This is a genomic window from Saltatorellus ferox, from assembly GCA_007751475.1.
Lineage (GTDB): Bacteria > Planctomycetota > UBA1135 > UBA1135.
On sequence record CP036434.1, the window covers coordinates 5,730,009 to 5,751,984 of the forward strand.

The 21,976-nt window shown below is 67.8% G+C and carries 17 protein-coding genes and 1 pseudogene; 13 read left to right on the forward strand and 5 right to left on the reverse strand.

Going from position 1 to position 21,976, the window contains the following annotated elements:
• The first annotated feature begins 3 nt into the window (after positions 1–3).
• From Poly30_RS20570 to Poly30_RS20590, 5 genes are read left to right on the forward strand one after another with little or no spacing between them, the layout of a single operon-like run.
• Positions 4–1,014, forward strand: coding sequence for an NAD-dependent 4,6-dehydratase LegB (locus Poly30_RS20570; protein WP_419190427.1), 1,011 nt, complete (start codon positions 4–6; stop codon positions 1,012–1,014).
• Positions 1,011–2,234 (forward strand): LegC family aminotransferase, encoded by a 1,224-nt coding sequence (locus Poly30_RS20575; RefSeq protein ID WP_145201693.1) that lies wholly within the window; start codon positions 1,011–1,013, stop codon positions 2,232–2,234. The genes Poly30_RS20570 and Poly30_RS20575 overlap by 4 nt, the downstream gene beginning before the upstream one ends.
• The gene (gene neuC / locus Poly30_RS20580) at positions 2,231–3,409 is read left to right on the forward strand and encodes a UDP-N-acetylglucosamine 2-epimerase (protein WP_145201695.1); all 1,179 of its coding nucleotides are present in this window, start codon (positions 2,231–2,233) and stop codon (positions 3,407–3,409) included. The genes Poly30_RS20575 and neuC overlap by 4 nt, the downstream gene beginning before the upstream one ends.
• On the forward strand, positions 3,406–4,455 hold the full coding sequence (locus Poly30_RS20585) for a nucleotidyltransferase family protein (RefSeq protein WP_145201698.1): 1,050 nt from the start codon (positions 3,406–3,408) through the stop codon (positions 4,453–4,455). Before neuC ends, Poly30_RS20585 begins: the two co-directional genes overlap by 4 nt.
• Positions 4,452–5,153 (forward strand): acylneuraminate cytidylyltransferase family protein, encoded by a 702-nt coding sequence (locus tag Poly30_RS20590; protein WP_145201701.1) that lies wholly within the window; start codon positions 4,452–4,454, stop codon positions 5,151–5,153. Before Poly30_RS20585 ends, Poly30_RS20590 begins: the two co-directional genes overlap by 4 nt.
• On the opposite strand, the gene neuB is transcribed toward Poly30_RS20590, so the two are convergent.
• Together neuB and Poly30_RS20600 are read right to left on the reverse strand one after the other, a co-directional pair.
• Complete coding sequence (neuB, locus tag Poly30_RS20595) at positions 5,145–6,182, reverse strand: N-acetylneuraminate synthase (protein ID WP_145201704.1); 1,038 nt, start codon at positions 6,180–6,182, stop codon at positions 5,145–5,147. The genes Poly30_RS20590 and neuB overlap by 9 nt on opposite strands.
• A 30-nt stretch (positions 6,183–6,212) precedes the next feature.
• Positions 6,213–6,617, reverse strand: coding sequence for a hypothetical protein (locus tag Poly30_RS20600; RefSeq protein ID WP_145201707.1), 405 nt, complete (start codon positions 6,615–6,617; stop codon positions 6,213–6,215).
• A gap of 90 nt (positions 6,618–6,707) precedes the next feature.
• On the opposite strand from Poly30_RS20600, the gene ggt reads away from it, so the two are divergent.
• The 3 genes from ggt to Poly30_RS20615 are packed head-to-tail and all read left to right on the forward strand — an operon-like array spanning position 6,708 to position 10,524.
• On the forward strand, positions 6,708–8,417 hold the full coding sequence (gene ggt / locus Poly30_RS20605) for a gamma-glutamyltransferase (RefSeq protein ID WP_145201710.1): 1,710 nt from the start codon (positions 6,708–6,710) through the stop codon (positions 8,415–8,417).
• A gap of 26 nt (positions 8,418–8,443) precedes the next feature.
• Positions 8,444–8,944 carry a potassium channel family protein gene (locus tag Poly30_RS20610; protein ID WP_419190428.1) on the forward strand — a complete coding sequence of 167 codons (501 nt, stop codon included), beginning with the start codon at positions 8,444–8,446 and terminating at the stop codon, positions 8,942–8,944.
• A 32-nt stretch (positions 8,945–8,976) separates the two neighbouring features.
• Entirely contained in the window at positions 8,977–10,524 is a 1,548-nt protein-coding gene (locus tag Poly30_RS20615; RefSeq protein WP_145201712.1) for a class I adenylate-forming enzyme family protein, read from the forward strand.
• Between the two features lie 27 nt (positions 10,525–10,551).
• On the opposite strand, the gene Poly30_RS20620 is transcribed toward Poly30_RS20615, so the two are convergent.
• Positions 10,552–11,901 carry a glycine--tRNA ligase gene (locus Poly30_RS20620; protein ID WP_145201715.1) on the reverse strand — a complete coding sequence of 450 codons (1,350 nt, stop codon included), beginning with the start codon at positions 11,899–11,901 and terminating at the stop codon, positions 10,552–10,554.
• A gap of 202 nt (positions 11,902–12,103) precedes the next feature.
• On the opposite strand from Poly30_RS20620, the gene Poly30_RS20625 reads away from it, so the two are divergent.
• The 3 genes from Poly30_RS20625 (at position 12,104) to Poly30_RS20635 (ending at position 17,977) form a co-directional block, all read left to right on the forward strand.
• The gene (locus Poly30_RS20625; RefSeq protein WP_145201718.1) at positions 12,104–14,305 is read left to right on the forward strand and encodes an APC family permease; all 2,202 of its coding nucleotides are present in this window, start codon (positions 12,104–12,106) and stop codon (positions 14,303–14,305) included.
• Between the two features lie 33 nt (positions 14,306–14,338).
• Entirely contained in the window at positions 14,339–16,078 is a 1,740-nt protein-coding gene (locus tag Poly30_RS20630) for an aldehyde dehydrogenase family protein (RefSeq protein WP_145201721.1), read from the forward strand.
• Between the two features lie 153 nt (positions 16,079–16,231).
• Positions 16,232–17,977: a hypothetical protein gene (locus tag Poly30_RS20635; protein WP_145201723.1), complete on the forward strand. Its 1,746-nt coding sequence runs from the start codon at positions 16,232–16,234 to the stop codon at positions 17,975–17,977.
• A 115-nt stretch (positions 17,978–18,092) separates the two neighbouring features.
• On the opposite strand, the pseudogene Poly30_RS20640 reads toward Poly30_RS20635, so the two are convergent.
• Positions 18,093–18,494, reverse strand: a pseudogene (locus Poly30_RS20640) (TlpA family protein disulfide reductase); the annotation flags it as partial.
• Positions 18,495–18,506: 12 nt separating this feature from the next.
• A complete protein-coding gene (locus Poly30_RS20645; RefSeq protein ID WP_145201729.1) occupies positions 18,507–19,334 on the reverse strand; it encodes a peroxiredoxin family protein in 828 nt (275 codons plus the stop codon).
• Between the two features lie 212 nt (positions 19,335–19,546).
• On the opposite strand from Poly30_RS20645, the gene mqnC reads away from it, so the two are divergent.
• Both mqnC and mqnE read left to right on the forward strand, forming a co-directional pair.
• On the forward strand, positions 19,547–20,788 hold the full coding sequence (gene mqnC, locus Poly30_RS20650) for a cyclic dehypoxanthinyl futalosine synthase (protein WP_145201732.1): 1,242 nt from the start codon (positions 19,547–19,549) through the stop codon (positions 20,786–20,788).
• Positions 20,785–21,945, forward strand: a complete 1,161-nt coding sequence (mqnE, locus tag Poly30_RS20655) for an aminofutalosine synthase MqnE (RefSeq protein ID WP_145201735.1) — start codon at positions 20,785–20,787, stop codon at positions 21,943–21,945. The genes mqnC and mqnE overlap by 4 nt, the downstream gene beginning before the upstream one ends.
• Positions 21,946–21,976 lie beyond the last annotated feature (31 nt).

Genomic DNA, 21,976 nt, shown 5'->3' on the forward strand with positions numbered 1-21,976 from the left:
CAGTTGAAACTCAAGGGCAAGAAAGTCGTCGTCACGGGCGCGGACGGATTCATCGGCAGCCACCTCGTGGAACACCTGGTGCGCTCCGGGGCCGACGTCACCGCTTTCGTGCTCTACAACAGCTTCGGGCACTGGGGCTGGCTCGACGATTCTCCGGCGGAGATACGGGAGTCCATCCGCGTGATCGCGGGCGATATCCGTGACCCCCACGGCGTCCGGAACGCGCTCACCGGCGCCGACGCGGTGATGCACCTCGCGGCGCTGATCGCGATCCCCTACTCGTACCACTCGCCGGACACCTACATCGAGACGAACATCCGCGGCACGCTCAACGTCGTGCAGGCCGCCCGCGATCTCGGCATCGAACGAGTGGTGCACACGTCCACGAGCGAGGTGTACGGGACGGCGCGCTTCGTCCCGATCACGGAAGAGCATCCGCTCCAGGGGCAGTCCCCGTACTCGGCGTCGAAGATCGGCGCCGACCAGATCGCCGCCAGCTTCCACGCCTCCTTCGAAACACCCGTCGCCACGATCCGGCCGTTCAACACCTACGGCCCGCGCCAGTCGGCGCGCGCCGTCATCCCGACGGTGATCGGTCAGATCGCCTCCGGCTCCCGGAAGATCCAGCTCGGCGCGCTCTCCCCGACCCGTGACTTCAACTTCGTGGCCGACACGGTCCGCGGCTTCGTGGCGGTCGCCGAGGCGGACGCTGCGGTGGGCGACGTCATCAACGTGGGCAGCGGCTTCGAGATCTCCATCGGCGACATGGTCAAGCTCATCGGCGATGTCATGGGAACGGAGGTCGAGGTCGAACTCGATCCCGCCCGCGTGCGGCCGAAGGGCAGCGAGGTCGAGCGCCTGCTCGCCTGCAACCGCAAGGCCCGCGAAGTGGCGGGCTGGACCCCGGAGTACGGCGGCCTCGAAGGCTTCCGGCGCGGACTCGAGGCGACGAGCGCGTGGTTCTCCGAGCCGCAGAACCTCGCCAGGTACAAGACCGGGACGTACAACGTATGACCGCTTCCACGGACGCCTCGAAGGCCGAGATTCTGGGCGCTCTGGGGCGCGTGCTCGGCGCGCCCCAGAAGATGATCCCGCTGCACGAGCCGGAGTTCCGGGGCAACGAGCTGGCGTACGTGAGCGACTGCATCGAGACCGGCTGGGTGTCCAGCGTGGGCGCCTTCGTCACTCGCCTGGAGAAGGATCTAGGGACGCTCTTCGATCGGCCCCACGCGGTCGCGACGAGCACCGGCACGGCGGCTCTCCACGTCTGCTTGCTCCTCGCGGGCGTGGAGCCAGGGGACCACGTGTTGCTGCCCACGCTGACCTTCGTGGCGACCGCGAACGCGGTCAGCTACACCGGCGCGGTCCCCCACTTCGTGGACGCCGAGCCGCATTCGCTCGGCGTCGACGCCAGCAAGCTGCGCGAGCATCTCCGTGAAACCGCGCGCATCGAGAACGGGCGGCTCCTGGACCGCGCCACCGGCGCTCGCATTCGAGCGCTCGTCGTCACACACATCTTCGGCCACCCCGCCGACCTCGACGTTCTCGCCGAGCTGGCCCGGGAGTTCCACCTCGTGCTCGTGGAGGACGCGGCGGAGTCGATCGGCTCGCTCTATCGCGGCGAGCCCACCGGTCGGCACGGGCTGGTCTCCGCGGTCAGCTTCAACGGCAACAAGGTCGTGACGACCGGCGGCGGCGGCGCGATCCTGACCGGTTCGAAGGAGCTGGGCGAACGCGCGAAGCACCTGACGACGACCGCGCGCGTCCCGCACCGCTGGGGCTACATGCACGACGAGGTCGGGTTCAACTATCGTCTGCCGAACCTCAATGCGGCGCTGGGCTGTGCCCAGCTGGAGCGGCTGGACGACATGCTCCGACGAAAGCGCGAGCTCAGCGCGAGCTACCGCGCCGCCTTCGCCACCGTGGAGGGCGCCTCCTTCCTCGAGGAGCCCGCGAACACGACGAGCAACTACTGGCTCAACGCGATCGTGCTCGATGAGGAACTCGCGGCGCATCGCGACGAGCTACTCGATGCACTCAACGCGGCCCACTACATGTCGCGGCCGCTGTGGACCTCGATGCACCGGCTTCCCATGTTCGAAGGCTGCCCGCGCATGGACGTGTCCGTCGCCGAATCGCTGGAGGCGCGCGTGATCAACATCCCGAGCAGCCCGCGCCTCGCGGACCTGAGTGACACCGCGGACCCAGGCAGCGGCGGAGCGCCGACGGCATGAGCGCCCCGCTGCACGTCGCGGTCGTCACGGGCAGCCGCGCCGAGTACGGCCTCTTGTACTGGCCGATCGTCGACATGCTCGCGGCCGAGGACCTCAAGATGAGCCTGGTCGTCACGGGCTCCCACCTCTCCAGGCGCCACGGCCACACGGTCGATGCAATCCGCGCGGACGGCGTTCCCATCGCGGAAGAGGTTCCGATCGACCTGCACGCGGACGACCGTTCGAGCACCGTCCGCGCCCTCGCGCAGGCGACGGAGGGCTGCGGCGCCGCGTTCGAGCGGCTCCGGCCGGACCTCGTGATGGTGCTGGGCGATCGCTTCGAGATCCTGGGCGCGGTCCAGGCGGCCTCGCTCTCGGGCATCCCCGTGGTGCACGTGGGCGGCGGCGACGTCACGGCGGGCGCGTTCGACGATTCCATCCGGCACGCGATCACCAAGCTCAGTCACCTCCACCTCGTCACGAACGAGGAGTCCGCCGCCAGGGTCCGCCAGCTCGGGGAATCTCCTGAGCGCGTGCACGTCGTGGGCAATCCTGGCCTGGATCACATCGAACGGCGTGAGCGCATGCCGCTCGCGGAGCTGGAAGCGTCCCTTGGCGTTCCGCTCGGACCGCGCAATCTGCTCTTCACGTTTCATCCCGTCACGATGGAGCGCGATCTCGGGCGCGGACAGCTCGAGCGGCTGCTGGAAGCCCTCGTGACCGAACTCGCGCCCGCCGGCGAAACGGACGCGCGGCTCTTCGTGACCGGAGCGAATGCCGACCCCGGGTTCGCGGCGATCGGCGCGGCCCTCGATCGCTTCGTCGCGGCGAACGCCCGCTGGGTCCATGCCTATCCATCCCTCGGGCAAGCGCGCTACCTGAGCCTGATGGACCGCGTGGACGCGGTCGTCGGGAACTCCTCCAGCGGGCTGACCGAAGCGCCATCCTTCGGCGTCTGGTCGGTCGACGTGGGCAACCGGCAGGCCGGGCGGCTCGCCGGCGAGACGGTACTGCACTGCGAGTCGGACGTGCCTTCGATCCGCGAGGCCCTCCAGGTCGCACTCGCGGGCCCGCCGCCCGCCGGGCTCGGGAATCCCTACGGCGATGGTCACACGTCTCCCCGTATCCTGCGGATCCTGCGCGACGCGCCCGCTCCGCACGAACTACTCCAGAAACACTTCCAGGACCTCCCATGAAAAACTGGAAGGAGACGCTCGTCGCGCCCACCGCCACGCTCTTCGAAGCGCTCGCCGCGATCAACCGATCGGCGTGCCAGATAGCGCTCGTGATCGACGAGGACATGAGGCTCATCGGCACCCTGAGCGACGGCGATGCCCGGCGCGCGATCCTCTCGGGGCACGCGCTCGATCAGCCGATTCACGACGCGGCGAACCCCTCTCCCACGTGCGCGCGCCCCGGGGATAGGCCGTCCGACCTCCTGCGCTTGATGCGGGACCGCGGCCTCCACCAGATCCCGGTACTGGAAGAGAGCGGTATCGTGGTCGGGCTGGCGACCATCGACGAACTCCTTCACGCGACCTCCCGCCCCGAGGAAGTCGTGATCATGGTCGGCGGGTTCGGACGTCGCCTGCGCGACCTGACGCGCAACGTGCCGAAGCCGATGCTCTCCGTGGGCGGCCGGCCTATCCTGGAAACGATCCTCACGAACTTTCGCGCCCAGGGCTTCAAGCGGTTCTGGTTCGCGGTGCACTTCAAGGCGGAGATCGTGGAGGCGCACTTCGGCGACGGGTCGAAGTGGGGCGTCGAGATTCGCTACCTCCGGGAGGAAGAGCCCCTGGGAACGGCGGGAGCGCTCGGGCTTCTGCCCCATGTTCCCGAGCGCCCGTTGATCCTGACCAACGGCGACCTCCTGACGACCGTGGACTACACGCATCTAGTGGACCGGCATATCGCTTCCGGCTGCGACGCCACGATGGCGGTGCGCGACTACGAGGTCCAGGTGCCCTTCGGGGTCATCAAGGACGTGGACGGCGCGATCGAAACGATCGAGGAGAAGCCCGTGTATCACTCGACGGTGAACGCGGGCATCTACGTGCTCTCCCCGAGCGTCCTGGGCCTCATTCCGAAGAGGGAGCGTATGGACGTCACCACGCTGTTCGAGCTCGCCATCGAAAGCGGGCTCCGGGCGCGCAGTCACCGGATCGACGGCTACTGGCGAGACATCGGACGCGTCGACGACTTCCAGCGCGCCAACACCGACTACGACGAGGTCTTTCCGTGATCGGCGACCGGCGCGTGCTCGGGCTGATCCCTGCGCGAGGTGGCTCGAAGGGGCTCCCCCACAAGAACGTCCTGCCCCTGGGTGGCAAGCCGCTCCTGGCGTGGACGGTGGAGGCGGCGCTCGCGTGCCCGGCCATCGATCGCGTCATCCTCTCCAGCGATGACGAGGCGATCGCGGCGGTCGCCCGGGAGTACGGCTGCGAGGTACCGTTCGTTCGGCCCGCGAATCTGGCGACGGATACCGCGGGGGCGATCGACGTGGCGCTGCACGCGCTGGACGAGGTGCCGGGCTTCGACGTTCTCGTGCTGCTCCAGCCGACGTCGCCGCTGCGCACGGCGGAGGACCTGGCCCGCGCCGCCGAAGTGCTCGATAGAAGCGGCGCGCCCTCCTGCGTTTCGGTTCGCCCTGCGATGGAGAACCCGGCGTGGATGTTCCGGCTCGGCGGCGCATCGGAACTCGTTCCCTTCGTGGACCCGAGCCAGCGACCCGCGCGGCGCCAGGACCTCGACCAGGCGTACGTGCTGAACGGCGCGCTCTACTACGCCACCACCGAGCAGCTGCGCTCCGCTCGCTCGTTCGTGACCGAACGCACCGTGGCCTACGTCATGCCATCGGACCGCTCGATCGACATCGATACGGCCGCGGATCTGGCGCGAGCCGAGGCGATCCTCGGCGCGGGCGAGCGCGACTCAGGGTAAGTCGCTGGCGTCGATGGGCTCATCGATGCCGTAGCTGCGCCCCGCGCGGCGACCGATGGCCTCATCCCAGCGCATGGGCGACACGCCGGTGCCGGGCCGCTTCGCGCCGAGGTTGGCCTCGGTCAGCTCCTCGCCCTCGCGAATCGGAACGCGGGCGACGAGGCTGCGGCGTGCGATGGCGCGGTTGTCGATCTCGCTGGGCGTCGCGCGCTTCTCCGAACCGCCCAGGGCGAGTTCGATGCGCCGGATGCCGCGCACCATCGCCGTCAGCTCGTCCGGCTCCAGCGACGCCGAATGGTCGGGGCCTTCGAGCGTGGAGTCGAGCGTGAAGTGCTTCTCGATGACGGTGGCGCCGAGGGCGACGGCGGCGATCGGGACCTCGATGCCGAGCGTGTGATCGCTGTAGCCGACGGGGACGCCGAACGCTTCGCGCAGCGTCGCCATGGCGCGCAGGTTCACGTCTTCGATCGGAGTCGGGTACTGGGTGTTGCAGTGCAGGAGCGTGATCGAATCGCGTCGCGCGCCGGCGGTCTCCAGTGCCCCGAGGGCGGCGCCGATCTCCTCGAGGTCGCACATGCCGGTCGACATGATGATCGGGAGGCGCGCCGATGCGATGCGGCGCAGGAAGGGCAGGTTGGTGACCTCGCCGGAGGGAACCTTCATGAAGTCCACGCCCAGCTCGCCGAGGAGGTCGAAGCTCTGGGAGTCGAACGCGGTCGAGGCGAAGCGGATGCCGTGGAGCGCCGCGTGCTGAACGAGGGCACGGTGGTCAGCAGCCGAGAGCTCCAGCTTCTTCACCATCTCCAGCTGCGTCTCGGCCGGATCGCCCGCGTTCGCCTTCTGGTACGCGGCCTTGGGCGCCGAAGCCGAAATGACCTTTTCCGCGATGAAGGTCTGGAACTTGACGTAGTCGGCGCCCGCTTCCGCCGCTCGCTCGATGAGCTGCCGGGCGAGGTCGAGGGAGCCGTTATGGTTCACGCCCGCTTCGGCGATGATGAGGGTGCGGGGACTGGTGCTGGGGGCGCTCACGGCAGAATCGTACCTGGCCACCGACCGTCGCTAGCGATCGAGGATCGGATCTCTTCGCATCACATCGGGCTTGAAGATGTACACGAACGCCGCGGTCGCTGCGGCCACCGGGATCGGGCTCGTGAACGGCACGACCCAGTAGACGCCGACCAGCGCGGCGATGATCACTCGCCACGTCGGCGGCGCGTCGAGCCACCTCGCGAAGATGTAGCCGACCACCATCCCTAGCGGCAGGAAGATCGGCGCGAGCGCTGGCATCGAGAGGATATCGCACAGGTCGACGAGGCCGCCGAGCATGATGGGCTTCAAGACGCTCACGGCGCGCGTCTGAATCACCTCGATGCGCGACGGCTGAACACCGAGGCGCTCGACCTCGACCTCGATCACCTCCCGCGGAGCGGACAGCGTGTCAGGATTGTGTTTGCGAAGGTTCATCAGCGTCCTGGATCCAGCATACGCGCTCGGCGCCCCGGCATTCTAAGCTGGGCACTCCCGTTTGCTCACCACCCAGCCCTGGCCCTCTCCATGACGACCTTCCGCCCCACCGCCGCCTCCGTCTGCCTGGTTCTCGCCGCGACCACCGCCTGGGCAGGCGACCGCGTGACCGGCCGCTCCTTCGCCACTCGCTCGGAGGTCTACGCGCAGAACGGGATGGCGGCCACCAGCCAGCCCCTCGCCACCCAGGTCGCCCTCGACGTCCTCAAGGCGGGCGGCTCGGCGGTCGATGCCGCGATCGCGGCCAATGCCCTCCTCGGCCTGGTCGAGCCCACGGGGAACGGCATCGGAGGCGACCTCTTCGCGATCGTCTGGGACCCCGAGACGGCCGAACTCCACGGCTACAACGGCAGCGGGCGGTCGCCGAGGTCCCTCACCCTGGAGAAGCTCCGCGAGGCCGTCGGGGAAGACGCCAAGATCATCCCCCCCTACGGCCCCCTCCCCGTGAGCGTCCCGGGTGCGGTCGACGGCTGGACCAGCCTGCACGAGCGCTTCGGCAAGCTGCCCCTCGGCGAGGTCCTCGCGCCTGCGATCGAGTACGCGCGCCAGGGCGCCCCGATCACCGAGTTGATCGCCTACTACTGGAATCTCAGCCTCCCCTCGCGAGGGAAGTACCCGGGGTTCCTGGAGACGTTCGCGCCCGGCGGGCACGCACCGCGCGTCGGCGACGTGTTCCGCAACCCGGGGCTCGCCAACACGCTGCAGCGGATCGCCGAGGAGGGCCGCGCGGGCTTCTACGAGGGCGAGGTCGCCGAGACCATCGGCGCCTACATGGCGGAGAACAGCGGGTTTCTGACCGCCGACGACCTGCGTGAGCACCGCGGCGAATGGGTCGATCCCGTGTCCGTCAACTACCGCGGCTACGACGTCTGGGAGCTGCCGCCGAACGGCCAGGGCATCGCGGCGCTGCAGATGCTCCAGGTCCTCGAGCGCCACGACGTGGCGCGCATGGGATTCGGCTCCGAGGAGTATATTCACCTGTTCACCGAGGCCAAGAAGCTCGCCTTCGCGGACCGCGCCAGGTTCTACGCGGACCCGACGTTCTCTCGCGCGCCGATCGAACGACTGCTCTCCGACGCCTACGCCGCCGAGCGCAGCGCGCTCATCAAGGAGCGCGCGATGAAGAGCACCGAGCCGGGCAACGCGGCGCTGGAGGAGGGCGACACGATCTATCTCTGCACGGCTGACTCCAGCGGGATGATGGTCTCGTTGATCCAGTCGAACTACCGCGGCATGGGATCGGGGATGACGCCGCCTGGGCTCGGTTTCTGCCTCCAGGACCGCGGCCAGCTCTTCGACCTGACGCCGGGCCGGGCGAACAGCTACGAGCCCGGGAAGCGCCCCTTCCATACGATCATCCCGGCGTTCATCACCAGGGGCGGCAAGCCGTACATCGCGTTCGGTCTCATGGGCGGCGCGACCCAGCCCCAGGGGCACGCGCAGATCGTCGTGAACCTCGTCGACTTCGGGATGAACCTCCAGGAAGCCGGGGACGCGCCGCGCATGGTGCACACGGGATCGTCGCAGCCGACGGGCGAGACCATGGGCGACGGCGGACAGCTGCACCTGGAGACCGGGATCAGCTGGGACGTCCTGCGCGGGCTGCAGCGACGCGGGCACAAGCTCGAATCCGCCAACGGCATCTTCGGCGGCTACCAGGCGATTCGCTGGGACGCAGAGCGCGGCGTGTACGCGGGCGCCTCCGAGTCGCGCAAAGACGGCCAGGCCGCGGGCTACTGAGCGGATCGCCAGCCGCGGTGCCGGACATGATGACCGATCTCTTCCTCTCCCTCCTGTCGCGGCGCGCGTTCGACGTCTCCGCGGATCAGCTGATCGTCGGCGCCATCGGAACGGTGGTCGTCGCCGTTTGCGCCGTCCTCCACTACGAGGTGATGCGCACCGCTTCGTGGGCCCTCCCCAGGCTCAGGATCCGGCGCCAGGCACGCGTCCTGGGCGTCATGTTCGCCATGCTGGTGGCCCACATCGCCGAGGTGTGGATCTTCGGCCTGACCTACTGGGTCATGGACGGCTGGCCGGAATTCGGCCGGCTGGAGGGACCTGTCGATGAGGGCGCGCTGGACTTCATCTACTTCAGCGTCACGAGCTTCACGACCCTCGGGTTCGGCGACATCGTCCCGACGGGCGCGATCCGGATCCTGTGCGGCGCGGAGGCGCTGGCGGGCCTCGGGCTCATCACCTGGTCGGCGTCCTTCGCGTTCCTGGAGATGCAGCGCGACTGGGCCGAGTTTCGGCGGCCTTCCAAGTAGCGCGCGCCGCGCACGTTGGCGAAGCTCTGGCCATGACTGCTCCGAAGAACGCCGCGAGAACCGTCTGGGAAGCGCTGGAGTCCGGCGCCGCGCTGCAACCGGGCGCTCCCGCGATCGGGGGCGAGCGACCGCTCGACTATCGCTCCCTGCTGACGACGACCCGTATGCTCGCCGCGGCTCTTCAAAGGGCCGGGATCGAACCCGGCGACCGCGTGGCCTTGCTCCATCGCAACGCTCCGCTCTTCCTCGTCTGGACGTTCGCGTGCGCGGGGGTCGGAGCCGTGCTGGTGCCGCTGAACTACCGGCTGAGCGCCGCCGAGATCCGAGACGTCCTCGAAGACTCCAGGACGCGCATGCTGGTGGCGGAAGACTGCTTTCGCGAGCTGGCGGAGAGCGCCGGTAGCGGCGTCGATCTCCAGTTCGTGGGACTATCCGCGAACGATCCGCCCTTCGGTTTGCCCCTCGAGACGGACGCTCTCCACGGCTTCGTCGCCCATGCCTCCGAGGAGGACGATGTCGCGCACCTCTACTACACGAGCGGCACGACCGGCAAGCCCAAGGGTGTTCCCCTGACCCAGCGCAACGTCGTCCAGCACGCACTCGCCGCGATCACCGAACTGGACCTCGCGAACGATGACCTCTGGGGTCACGTCGCCCCCATGTTCCACCTAGCCGATGCGTGGGCCACGATCGCCATCACGCTGGCGGGCGGCTGCCATGTGTTCCTGCCGGACTTCGACGGCCGCGCGGCGCTCGCTCTCTTCGAGGAGAGCGGCGTGACGGTGAGCAACCTCGTGCCCACGATGCTCCAGCGCATGCTCGCCGCGGCACCCGCGGCTGGCTTCGACGGCGGCTCGCTGCGGCTGGTGCTGAGCGGCGGCGCGCCGATCTCACCGGCGGCCGTGGCGGCCGTGCTGGACACGTTTCACTGCGAATACGTGCAGACGTACGGGCTGACGGAGACGAGCCCCTACCTGACGCTGGGCATTCTGGAGCCGCGCCATCGTGAGGAGAGCGAGGAGCGCCAGCTCGCGCGGCGGTCTCGAACGGGACGGCCCTTCGAAACGGTCGAGCTGGACGTGATCGACGAAGGGGGCCGCTCGGTGCCGCGCGACGATCGCACGGTCGGCGAGATCGTGGCGCGCGGTTCGACGATCACACCCGGGTACTGGAATCGCCCGGCGGAAACGAAGGCGGCGTTCCGGGGCGGTTGGTTCCACACGGGGGATCTCGCGACGATCGACGCAGAGGGCTGGGTCAACATCGTCGATCGGAAGAAGGACATGATCCTGACCGGCGGCGAGAACGTGTACTCGATCGAGGTCGAGAACGCGCTGTACTCGCACCCCGCCGTGCTGGAGTGCGCGGCCTACGGAGCGCCCTCGACGGAGTGGGGCGAGGAGGTCCGGGCGGCCGTCGTGCTCCGCGACGGCATCGAGCGCACGGAGGGGCTCGAGGCCGAGCTGCGCGAACACTGCGCGGAGCGGCTGGCTCGTTACAAGCTGCCCCGCGCGTTCGTGTTCATGCGCGAACTTCCGAAGACGGGCTCGGGAAAGATCGCCAAGCGGCTACTTCGGTAACGGTGACTGCGGTGGCAGTCAGGCCGCCTACTGCCGCTTCCAGCCGTCCATCTTCTCGAGCAGATACGTCGGCAGCTCGGAGATCTTGACCTTCTCCTGCTCCATGCTGTCGCGATCGCGGACGGTCACGACATCGCTCTCCAGCGTGTCGCCGTCCACGGTCACGCAGTACGGCGTGCCGACCTCGTCCTGACGGCGGTAGCGGCGACCGATGGCGCCCGCCTCGTCGTAGAACACGCTCATGCGCGCGCGGCGGAGCAGCTTCTCCACCTCCTTCGCCTTCTCGGGCATGCCGTCCTTCTTGACGAGCGGGAAGATCGCGCACGTGATCGGCGCGATCTCCGGGTGGAAGCGCAGGACCACGCGGGTGTCCTTCTCGAGCTCTTCCTCCTCGTACGCGTCGATGAGGAACGTGAGCGCCATCCGGTTGATGCCGCCCGCGGGCTCGATCACGTACGGGGTGTAGTGCTCCTTCGTCTGGGGATCGAAGTACACGAGGTCCTTGCCCGACGCCTCCGAGTGACGCTTGAGGTCGAAGTCGGTGCGGCAGGCGATGCCCTCGAGCTCGCCCCAGCCGAACGGGTACTCGTATTCGATGTCCGCCGTGGCCGTGGAGTAGTGCGCGAGCTCTTCCTTGTCATGCTCGCGCATGCGAAGCTTCTCGGGACGGATGCCCATCTCGACGTACCAGTCGAAGCGCGCCTTACGCCAGAAGTCGTACCACTTCTGCTCCTCGTCGGGCGGCACGAAGAACTCCATCTCCGCCTGCTCGAACTCTCGCGTGCGGAAGACGAAGTTGCCCGGCGTGATCTCGTTCCGGAAGCTCTTGCCGATCTGCGCGATGCCGAACGGCGGCTTGATCCGGGCTGACTCCAGGACGTTCTTGAAGTTCAGGAAGATTCCCTGGGCCGTCTCCGGGCGCAGGTAGGCCACCGAAGACGTGCTCTCGACCGCCCCGAGGTTCGTCTTGAACATCAGGTTGAACTCGCGGGGCTCCGTCAGCTCGCCCTCGCACTGGCCGGGCTGCTTCGAGGGCTTCTCGGGGCAGCGCGCGTCGTCCAGCTTGTCCGCGCGGAAGCGTGACTTGCACTTCTTGCAGTCCACCATCGGGTCGCTGAAACCACCGACGTGACCGGACGTGACCCAGGTCTGCGGGTTCTGGATGATCGCCGAGTCGAGCCCGACGACGTCCTCGCGGCTCGTGACCACGCGGCTCCACCAGGCGTCCTTCACGTGGCGGAGCAGCTCGACGCCCAGGGGACCGTAGTCGTACGTGTTACCGATACCGCCGTAGATCTCGGAGGCAGGGAACACGAACCCTCTGCGCTTGCAGAGGGAGACGATGGTATCCATCGGGCCAGACTTGGGCTTCGCCATGGGATCGGGGGGCCGCTCCGGATCGAGCGGCGGGGCTGGGACGCTGTGAAATCGGGCGCCAGGGGCGCCTGTCGAGGGAAAGAGTCTATCGGATCGAGTCGATGGGACGAGACCCTGGAGCGGATACAATCGCCGCACACAAGCGGGCCCGGCCCCCGGCCTCCTCCCACGTCGCCTCCACGCCCCTTCTTTCCCGACCGCCTTGGCACAGTCACGCGAATCCTCCAGCGGTCGTTTCGGGACCTTCGGGGGCGTTTTCACGCCCTGCACGCTGACCATCCTCGGCGTGATCATGTTCCTGCGGTTCGGCCAGGTCGTGGGCAACGCGGGCGTCCTGGCGACCCTCGGGATCGTGGCGCTTTCGAAGGCGATCACCACGATGACCGCGTTCTCGGTCTCGGCGATCGCCACGAACACTCGGGTCAAGGGCGGCGGCGCCTACTTCATGATCAGCCGCTCGCTGGGCGTGGAGTCCGGCGGGTCCATCGGGGTCGTGTTCTTCCTGGCCCAGGCGATCTCGGTCGCCATGTACGTGATCGGCTTCACGGAGGCGTTCACGGCGACGTTCCCGGCCTTCGCCCCACACCGCGAGTCGGTGGCCAGCACGATCAACCTGCTGGTCTTCCTCTGCGTCTTCATCGGCGCTGGCTGGACGATCAAGCTGCAGTACGGAATCCTGGCGATCCTCCTGCTCTCCATCGCGTCGTTCGCGGTGGGAGCCATCGGCTCGTTCGATCCCTCGACCCTGTCGGAGAACCTCGGCACGGGATTCCTGGAGGGTCAGAGCTTCTTCACGATGTTCGCGCTGTTCTTCCCGGCCGCCACCGGGATCATGGCGGGTGCCAACATGTCGGGCGACCTGCGTGACCCCGCCAAGTCGATCCCCCGGGGCACGCTCGCCTCCATCGCTTTCACCGGGCTCGTCTACGCCGGCATGGCACTGCTCCTCGGCGGCTCGGAGCCGCGCATCACGCTCCAGACCGACAACATGGTCGTGCGCGAGGTCGCGGCCTTCGGCCCCCTGATCACCGCTGGCATCTTTGCAGCGACGCTCTCCTCCGCCATCGGTTCGATGATGGGCGCGCCGCGGATCCTCCAGGCCCTCGCTCGCGACCGGATCTTCCGCCGCCTCAATCCGTTCGCCCAGGGCTCCGGCGCGACCAACGAGCCGCGCCGCGCCGTCGTCGCCACCTTCGTGATCGCCGAGCTCGGCATCCTGGTGGGCGACCTCGACCTCATCGCCCCCATTATCACCATGTTCTTCATGGTGACCTACGGCTACCTGAACCTCGCCACGTTCCAGGAGTCCTATACGCGCAACCCGTCCTATCGTCCCACGTTCAAGTGGACGCACTGGACGATCGCGCTGCTGGGCGCCGTGAGCTGTGCGCTCGTGATGCTGCTCATCGCGCCGCTCTGGGCCCTGGCCGCCGTGGCCCTGATGGCGATGCTCCACCGCTACATCGGGCGCCGCCAGATCCGGTCGACCTGGGGCGACGTACGCAGCGGGGCCGCCTTCGAACGCGCGCGCAAGGAGCTCCAGCGCCTGGAAGAAGAGAGCTACCATCCAAAGAACTGGCGCCCCTCGATCCTGGCCTTCAGTGGTGGCGCAGGCGCGCGCGTCGAGCTGGCGGTCTTCGGGCACTGGCTGTGCGCGGGACGCGGCATTCTGAGCCTCGCGCAGGTCATCACGGGTGACGTAGAGAACCTCGTCGAGCGTCGCCTTGCCCAGGAGAAGGCGCTGCGCCGGTTCATCCAGGAAGAGGGTCTGGAAGCGTTCCCTGCCGTCGTCGTGAGCCCGGACCGCAACCGCGGGATCGAAGCCCTTGCCCAGTGCCACGGCCTCGGCGCCTTCCGCCCCAACACAATCCTCGTCGGCTGGTCGAGCGATCCCGAGCAGGCGGAAGAGCGGCTGGAGACGCTGCGCACCATCCGCAACCTCGGGTACAGCATTCTGATGCTGTCGACCAAGAACACGGAGGACAGCGACCCGCGCGAAGTTCCCGACGGCACCATCGACGTGTGGTGGCGCGGCAAGGAGAACGGCCCGCTGATGGTGATGCTCGCTCACCTGCTCGTCCAGAACGAGGAGTGGCGCGATCATAAGATTCGGCTCCTGCGCGTCGTCAGCAGCGAGAGCGGCGTCGAGGAGTCCGAACGCCACCTGCGGGAGCTTCTGGGTACCGCGCGTATCCGAGCGGAGGCCAAGGCCATCGTGTCGGAAGATCCCCTGGGCGCTATCCGCGAAACCTCCAGGAACGCGGCCATCGTGATGATGGGCTTCCGGCTTCCCGAGCATGGGGAGAACGCAAGCTACCTCACGGAGAGCACGAACCATATGCTCCACAAGCTCGGAACGGTGTTCCTCGTGCACAGCGCGGGGAACGTGGCTCTTGACGCATGATCTGAAGTACCGGCAAGCGATGAGAAATCGACGATGATTCCCTGGCCCGATCCCACGCCAACGAGCGCCTGCAACGAGGCGCTGGAGCACCTTCGCGCGCACGCGACCGCCTGGGTCGAACTAACGCTGACGGACCGAATCGCGCTGCTTGAGGAACTCGAGGTCACCGTGGCAGAGGCAGCATCCGAGTGGGTTCACATCAGCGCGGAAGCCAAGGGCCTGGGGGCCAGCCCGGACGTGCTTCCGGACATCCGCGCCGAGGAGTGGCTCGCCGGACCGTGGACGGTGTTGAGGCACCTGCAGCTACAGGGGCGGGCGCTCCGTGATATTCAGGTGCACGGGGCTCCGCGCCTGCCGGGGACAGCCCGTGAGGCAGAAGACGGCCGGGTCAAAGCGCCCGTGTTCCCGACGGACCCGCTCGACAGGATTCTCTTCCGCGGCATGAGCGCCGAGGTGTGGATGGAGCGGGGCGTCGAGCTGGAGCACCTCGAAGAAACGATGGGGTGGATGCATCGCCCTGGCGGCAAAGGTGCACGCCCGGGGATCACGGTGGTCCTCGGCGCTGGAAACCACTCTTGCATCGGCCCCCTGGATACGCTCTTCGAACTCTTCGCACGCGGGCACTGCGTGATCTTGAAGACGAATCCCGTGAACGCGTATCTCGGGCCAGCCTGGGAGCGCGCGTTCGCGCCGCTGATCCGAAAGGGAGTGCTTCGAATCGTCCACGGCGGCGCCACGACCGGCGAGTATCTCTGTGAACACGATGCGGTGGATCACATCCACATCACGGGGTCGGACCGGACGTTCGACGCCATTGTGTGGGGTACGGGAAAAGAGGGCCAGGATCGCAAGCGAACCGGCGAGAAGCGCGTGAGGGTGCCCATCACGTCGGAGCTGGGCAACGTGAGCCCCGTGATCGCCGTGCCCGGGCCCTGGAGCGCCTCCGACCTCGCGTTCCAGGCTTCCAACATCGCGTCGTCCCTCGTCAACAACTCCGGCTTCAACTGCCTCGCCACGCGCGTGATCGTGACGGCCAAGGCGTGGGACCAGCGCCGTGCTTTCCTGGATGCCGTGGGCCGTTCCCTGGAAGCGGCGCCGACGCGGCCGCCCTACTATCCGGGCGCTCAGCTTCGGCACCGCGACTTTCTCGCCGCCCACCCCAACGCGAAACGGTTCGGAGCCAAAGGGCGAGAAGCCAATGGAATCGACACCGTCGGCTGGACCTTGATCGAAGATGTGGATCCAACGAAGACGGATGATATCTGCTTCCAGACGGAGTCGTGGTGCGGGTTGATGGCGGAGACGGCGCTCGAAGGCGAGGATCCCGTCGACTTTCTGCGCAACGCAACGGAGTTCTGCAACGATGTGCTGTGGGGCACGCTGAACGCCACGATCCTCGTGCACCCCACTTCCATGCGTGACCCGCGAATAGCACGGGCCGTCGAAGACGCGATCGGGCGTTTGCGCTACGGGACCGTCTCCTTGAACCTCTGGGCGGGCGCGGCCTTCGCGATCTGCTCCACGCCGTGGGGCGCCTTTCCGGGACACAAGGCCGAGGACATTCGGAGCGGCCAGGGCTTCGTTCACAACACCTATCTCTTCGAGCGACCCGAAAAGACCGTGGTGCGCGCTCCGTTCAGGATCTGGCCTCGCCCCGTGTGGTTCCACGATACGAAGCACAACGATACGACGGCGCGCCGGCTCTTCGATGTGACCACCAACACCACCGCCTGGCGCATGGCCCGGCTGGCGTGGAGCGCGGCCCGGGGCTGAGCTGCCTCCCCGGGGGCTTCCATGGAGGAGGCCGACTCCGAGGAGAATCGAGTTCCTTGTCCGGAAGCGGCGTGGGAGTGCATTTGGGGGTAGCGCGGCGCAGGTCGCCCGCCACGCCTCTCCCCCACATGCCGCCCGCCTGGGCCTCTCACCATGCTCACACGCCTCTTCTTCGCCACCTCGGGAGCCCTGATCCTCGCCGGGTCCAGCGCGGCCCAGGGCCGCTACTTCTTCTCCGTGGACTGGCAGAGCCCGCTCGTGGGCGCGGCCGATCCGTTCACGACGATTCCGATGACGGAGGGCGACATGCTCCGGCCGCAGACGATCACGTCGCGCCCGATGCTGGGACCGCTCCCGACGCCGAACGTCACCTGGAACCACGACACGAACCTCGGGCTTCCGCCGATCTGCATCGGACACCCGGGCGGAACGCCGTGCATCGTCGAGGTCGACGCGTTCTCGACGGGAGCCGACCGACCGTTCCCGCCGAATCTGGAGATCGAGCCGGGCCAGATCTTGTTCTCGGTCGATGAGTTCGCGCGCGGCTTCGGGGGCGGCCCGCTCCCCAACGTCCGCTCCGAGGCCATGGCCCGCGAGGCCGCCGCCGACGTCTTCACGACGATCCAGAACATGCCTCCGGGACCGGTCGGAGCGTTCAGCCCGGGCCGCAACATCGGCGTCATCGACGGTGACGGCCTGCCTTCGACCAGCGGCTACGCGTACCCAGGTGTCGGGCTCCGCGAGCCGATCATGGTGAACGCGAGCCCCTTCGAGACCGGCGACAACAAGGACGCCATCGAATACGCGGACGCAACGTTCAGCGGCCTCTACTACAGCCTCGACGCGGGCTTCGTGGATCCCCTCGAAGGCCTGGCGCACTCCGGGTCCGCGGCGGCCAACGGCTTCGTCGGCGGTGACGTCCTGCGCGCGACGGCGATCGGAGTTCCGGCGGTCTACGCCCCCGCCATTGCGCTCGGCCTCGACCTCGTCGGCGGCCCCGACAGCGACGACCTCGATGCCCTGATCCTCTGGGACAACGGCAACGGCGTCTACGATCCGTCCTTCGGTCTCTACGACTGGGTCACCGGCGGGTCGGACATGCTCCTGTTCTCGGTTCGTCGCGGGTCGGCGATCATCGGCCAGCCCGACAGCCACTTCGGCATGCCGATCGAAGAGGGCGACATCCTGATGCCGCCGCCCATGGGAGGCGGCGCGTTCCTGCCGGGCATCTTCGTTCCGGCGGAGCAGCTCGGTCTCCTCACCCGCCGCTCATCGAGCTTGCCGCACGGGGATGACCTCAACGCCCTCGACTCCTTGAACCAGACGCTGCTCGACTGCAACGGCAACGGCATCGAGGACGCCGTCGACATCGCGATCGGCACGGCGCTCGACGCGAACATGAATGGCGTTCCGGACTCGTGCGAGGCGCCGGTCGTGATCGGCACGCCCTTCTGCTTCTGCCCGCTGCCCTCGAGCCCCTGCGGCAACGCCTCCCCCACGACCGGCTGTCTCAACGTGGCGTCGACCGGCGCTTTCATGACGGGTAGCGGCTCGACGAGCGTCGGGCTCGACAACCTCGTCCTGACGACGGCCGGGATGGTCCCGGGCACCTTCGCCATCACGTTCATGGGTCCAGGCTCGGTCCCGCCGGTGACGGTCGGCAACGGTCTGCTGTGCCTCGCTGGGCCCCTCTACCGCTTCCCGCCGTTCTCGACGGGCGCCGGTACCGGGTCGGTCGGCGGCGGCCTCGCGGCCTACACGGTCGCGAACAACCCGCCACCGGGCCACATCCTCCCGGGATCGAGCTGGAACTTCCAGACCTTCTACCGCGACATCGGTGGCCCCTGCGGCTCGAACTTCAACCTGTCGAGCGCCCTGGCCGTGACCTTCACGCCCTGAGGACGTGGACACCCCGAGACTTCCACGCCCGGCGATGACAGACGTCGGGCGCGGAAGAGGGAGAGAGAGCCCCCGGCGCGATCCATCGAGGATCGCGCCGGGGGCGCCTTGCGTTTCACAGGCCCGACTTCTTCTTGGCGGGCGGAATCAGACGGGCCGCAGGAATGGACTCTCCGGTCGACTTCTCGGGCTTCGCCGCTTCCGACTCCGGAAGAGGGGCCCCTTTCATCTCGGCGAGCAGGGTGTCCACAGCGCGGTCCATCGCCTCGTTTCGCACGCCCTTGAAGCGGATCCTGCCCTCGTGATCGAGGACGTAGATCGTGGGCCATCCGGTCACTCCCCACTGGCTGGCGATCGGTCCACCGGTCGCGCCGCCGTCGAAGAAGCTCGGCCAGGTGACCTCCATCTCGACGCGCTCCTTGCGATAGCGCTCTTCGTTGTCGCTGTTGATGCCCACCAGGGCGAAAGGCTGGTCTTGCAGACGCTTCACGAGCGTCCTTTCGTGCGGAATCATCGCACGGCAGGGGGGTCACCAGAATCCCCAGAAGTCGATGACGGTGACCTTGCCGCGGAAGTCGCTCAGCTTCATGTCGTGGCCGTCCACGTCCTTGCCAATGATGTCCGGGGCGATCATGCCGATCTGGAGGTTCTCCTGCTGGAAGACGAAGCCGCCCGCGCGCTTGGCTTCCCGGGTCTCCGGGTAGCGCTCGGCGAGGGCTCGCATGGCGGCGAGCTTCTGGCCTGCCGCGGTCTCCTCGTCGACGCCTTCTGGGGCGGGCATGCCCGCCAGAGCGTAGGCCGAGGCGCTCCGGGCCGCCTCGCTCGAGGCGGTCGTTTCGATGAGCGTCAGCATGGCGCGGCCCTCCTCGATGGAGAGCAGCGAATCCGGTCGTGAGCTGCTGGTGCTGGAGATGATCCGTGGCAGAGCCGCGTGATTCGCGTCGGGGTTCATCAGCAGACCCATGACGCGGCGGGCGAAGTCACGCTTCTGCTCCGCCGCCTCCTCCGACCCGGCCGCCAAAGAGGAGTAGTTCGCCAGGCACCAGAGCTGAGCCTTGCCGACGCCCGCAGCCGCCAGACGATCGAACCGTGGGAAGAACGAAGGCTCGACCCGCTCCGGCGCTTCGAACGCCAGGTCAGGGTTCTCTGCGGCGGCAGCACGGTAGGCCGCGTTCGCCTCCGAATAGGCCGTGCGCCACGCGTTGTACGCCTCGGTGTACTCGTCTTCGAGCGCGATGAAGGCGGCTTCCAGGTCGGCTTCCGAGCTCGTCACCGCCTGGAAAGCAGGCGGTGCAGGCCGGGGTGAGGCAGCGGCTCCTCCGAGGAGGAGCAGGGCTGCCGTGGCAGGGATCCACATGGAGATTCTTGGGGCTGGGGAAGGAGATCGGGGGTGAGACCGGACGGGCATCGGTGCCGGGCCGGAGGGCTCCAGTCTACGCCGCCCGAACCCTGCTGGCGGGGGTTCGTAGGGACTTGCGTCCCGGGGCCGCACAGGAGTTCACGGCCCGCCCCAAGAGGTCGCGATCTACCGGTTCGAAAGGCCTGTGTATCGCCTAGGATCTCTCCGCCATGATCCAGACGAAAGACGCGGGCTCCAGCGCCGGCCTCGAGCGCTTCGACACACCTTCCGGCCGCCGCCCCCAGGACTGGCGGGCCCCCCTCGCCCATGCCCATGCAGGGGACCGTGAGGTCGCCCGGATTGCGGCGCTCGTGGAAGACGGCGAGCGCATCACGGCGGAGGACGCGCTCGTGCTCCATGAACGCGCGGATCTTCTGACGCTGGGCCGCCTCGCGGACCTGGTGCGTCTGCGCAAGCACCCGAGCGGGGTCGTCACCTACATCATCGACCGGAACATCAACCCCACGAACGTCTGCCTCACGGACTGCGGGTTCTGTGCGTTCTATCGCTCGCCCGGCGACGTCGACGCCTACGTGCTGTCCCGCGACGAGATCTACGGCAAGGTCAAGGAGCTCAGTGATCTTGGCGGCCGCCAGGTGCTCATGCAAGGCGGCCATCACCCGCGCGTCCTTTCGGACTGGTGGGGCCAGCTGATCAGCGATCTGCGCGAGCGCTTCCCGAACGTCAACAGCCACGCGCTGTCGGCGCCCGAGATCGACCACTTCAGCCACTACGAAAAGCGGCCCGTCGAGGACGTGCTTCGCGACCTCAAGGATGCGGGCCTCGGCAGCGTGCCGGGTGCGGGCGCAGAAATGCTGGTGGAGCGCGTGCGCAAGATCATCGCGCCGAAGAAGACGACGACGGATCGCTGGCTCGACGTGCATCGCAAGATCCACGAGGCGGGGCTGCGCTCCTCCGCGACGATGATGTTCGGCCACGTCGAGACCGCGGCCGAGCGCGTCGAGCACCTCGTGCGCGTGCGCGACCTCCAGGACGAGACGGGCGGCTTCACCGCGTTCATCTCGTGGACGTGCCAGCCCGATGGCGTGCCCCAGGAACAGGACTATCCGGAGAAGGCCACGCCCGCCGTATACCTGCGCGTGCAGGCGCTCAGCCGGATCTTCCTCGACAACGTCCAGAACATCCAGACGAGCTACGTGACCCAGGGCATGAAAATGGGCCAGATGAGCCTGCGCTTCGGCGCCAATGACTTCGGCGGAACGATGATCGAGGAGAACGTCGTTTCGGCGGCGGGCTGCTTCAACCTCGAGTCGGTCCAGAAGGTCGAGCACCTGATCCAGACGGCGGGCTTCACGCCGCGTCAGCGCAACTCCTGGTACGGCATCGTCGACGAGCGATGCGAAGAGCCCGTGTTCCCTGCAACGCGCGAAGACGCGGCGGTGAAGGCATGATGACCACGCTCGGATCCATGGCCGCAGCCGCCGGCATCGGCGACATCGCGGAGAAGGTTTTCCAGGGCCAGCGGCTCTCCCGCGAGGACGGCGTGCGGCTCTACCACGCGGACCTGCACGCGGTCGGCGCGCTCGCGAACTGGGTGCGCGAAGAGAAGCACGGCGACCTGACGTACTTCAACGTCAACCAGCACATCAACTACACGAACGTGTGCAACAAGCTGTGCAGGTTCTGCGCGTTCCAGCGCCTGCCGGGCCAGGAAGGCGCCTACGTGATGAAGCCGGAGGAGGTCGCCGAGAAGATCGCGGCGCAGCTGCACGAGCCGGTGACCGAGGTGCACATGGTCGCCGGGATCTACCCGAAGCTGCCGTACGAGTACTACCTCGACATCCTGCGCGCGGCCAAGGAAGTGCGCCCTTCGATTCACATCAAGGCGTTCACGATGATCGAGCTGATGCAGATCGCTCGGCGCGCGAAGAAGCCTCTGGCCGAGGTGTTGCCGGAACTCATCGAAGCCGGGCTCGGGTCCTGTCCGGGCGGCGGCGCGGAGGTGTTCAGTGACCGCGTGCGTGACCTCGGGTACGACAAGAAGAACACGGGTACCGAGTGGCTCGACACCGCGCGCACCGTGCACGAGGCGGGCCTGCGCTCGAATTGTACGATGCTGCATGGGCACATCGAGACCATCGAGGAGCGCGTCGATCACCACGATCGCCTGCGCAAGCTCCAGGACGAGACGGGGGGCTTCCAGACGTACATTCCGCTGAGCTTCCACCCGGCGAACACCGAGTGGAGCCATCTGCCCGGGCCGACGGCCATGGACGAGCTGCGCGAAATCGCGGTGAGCCGACTGCTGCTCGACAATATCGACCACATCAAGGCGTACTGGATCATGCTGTCGATCCCGGTCGCGCAGATGGCGCTGTCGTTCGGCTCGGACGACGTGGACGGCACGGTCGTGGAGGAGAAGATCTACCACGAGGCGGGCGCGACGACGCCGCAGGAAGTGAAGCGAAACGAGCTGGTGCAGTGGATCCGCGATGCGGGCCGCATCCCGGTCGAACGTGACACTCTGTACAACGTGATCTGGAGCGCGGACGAGAATCTGGCGCGCGTGGGCGCGGCTGCGCCCGTGGCGACGGTCGGCGCGAGCTGACAAGGGAAAGCCCGGGCTCCCGCTCGCAGCG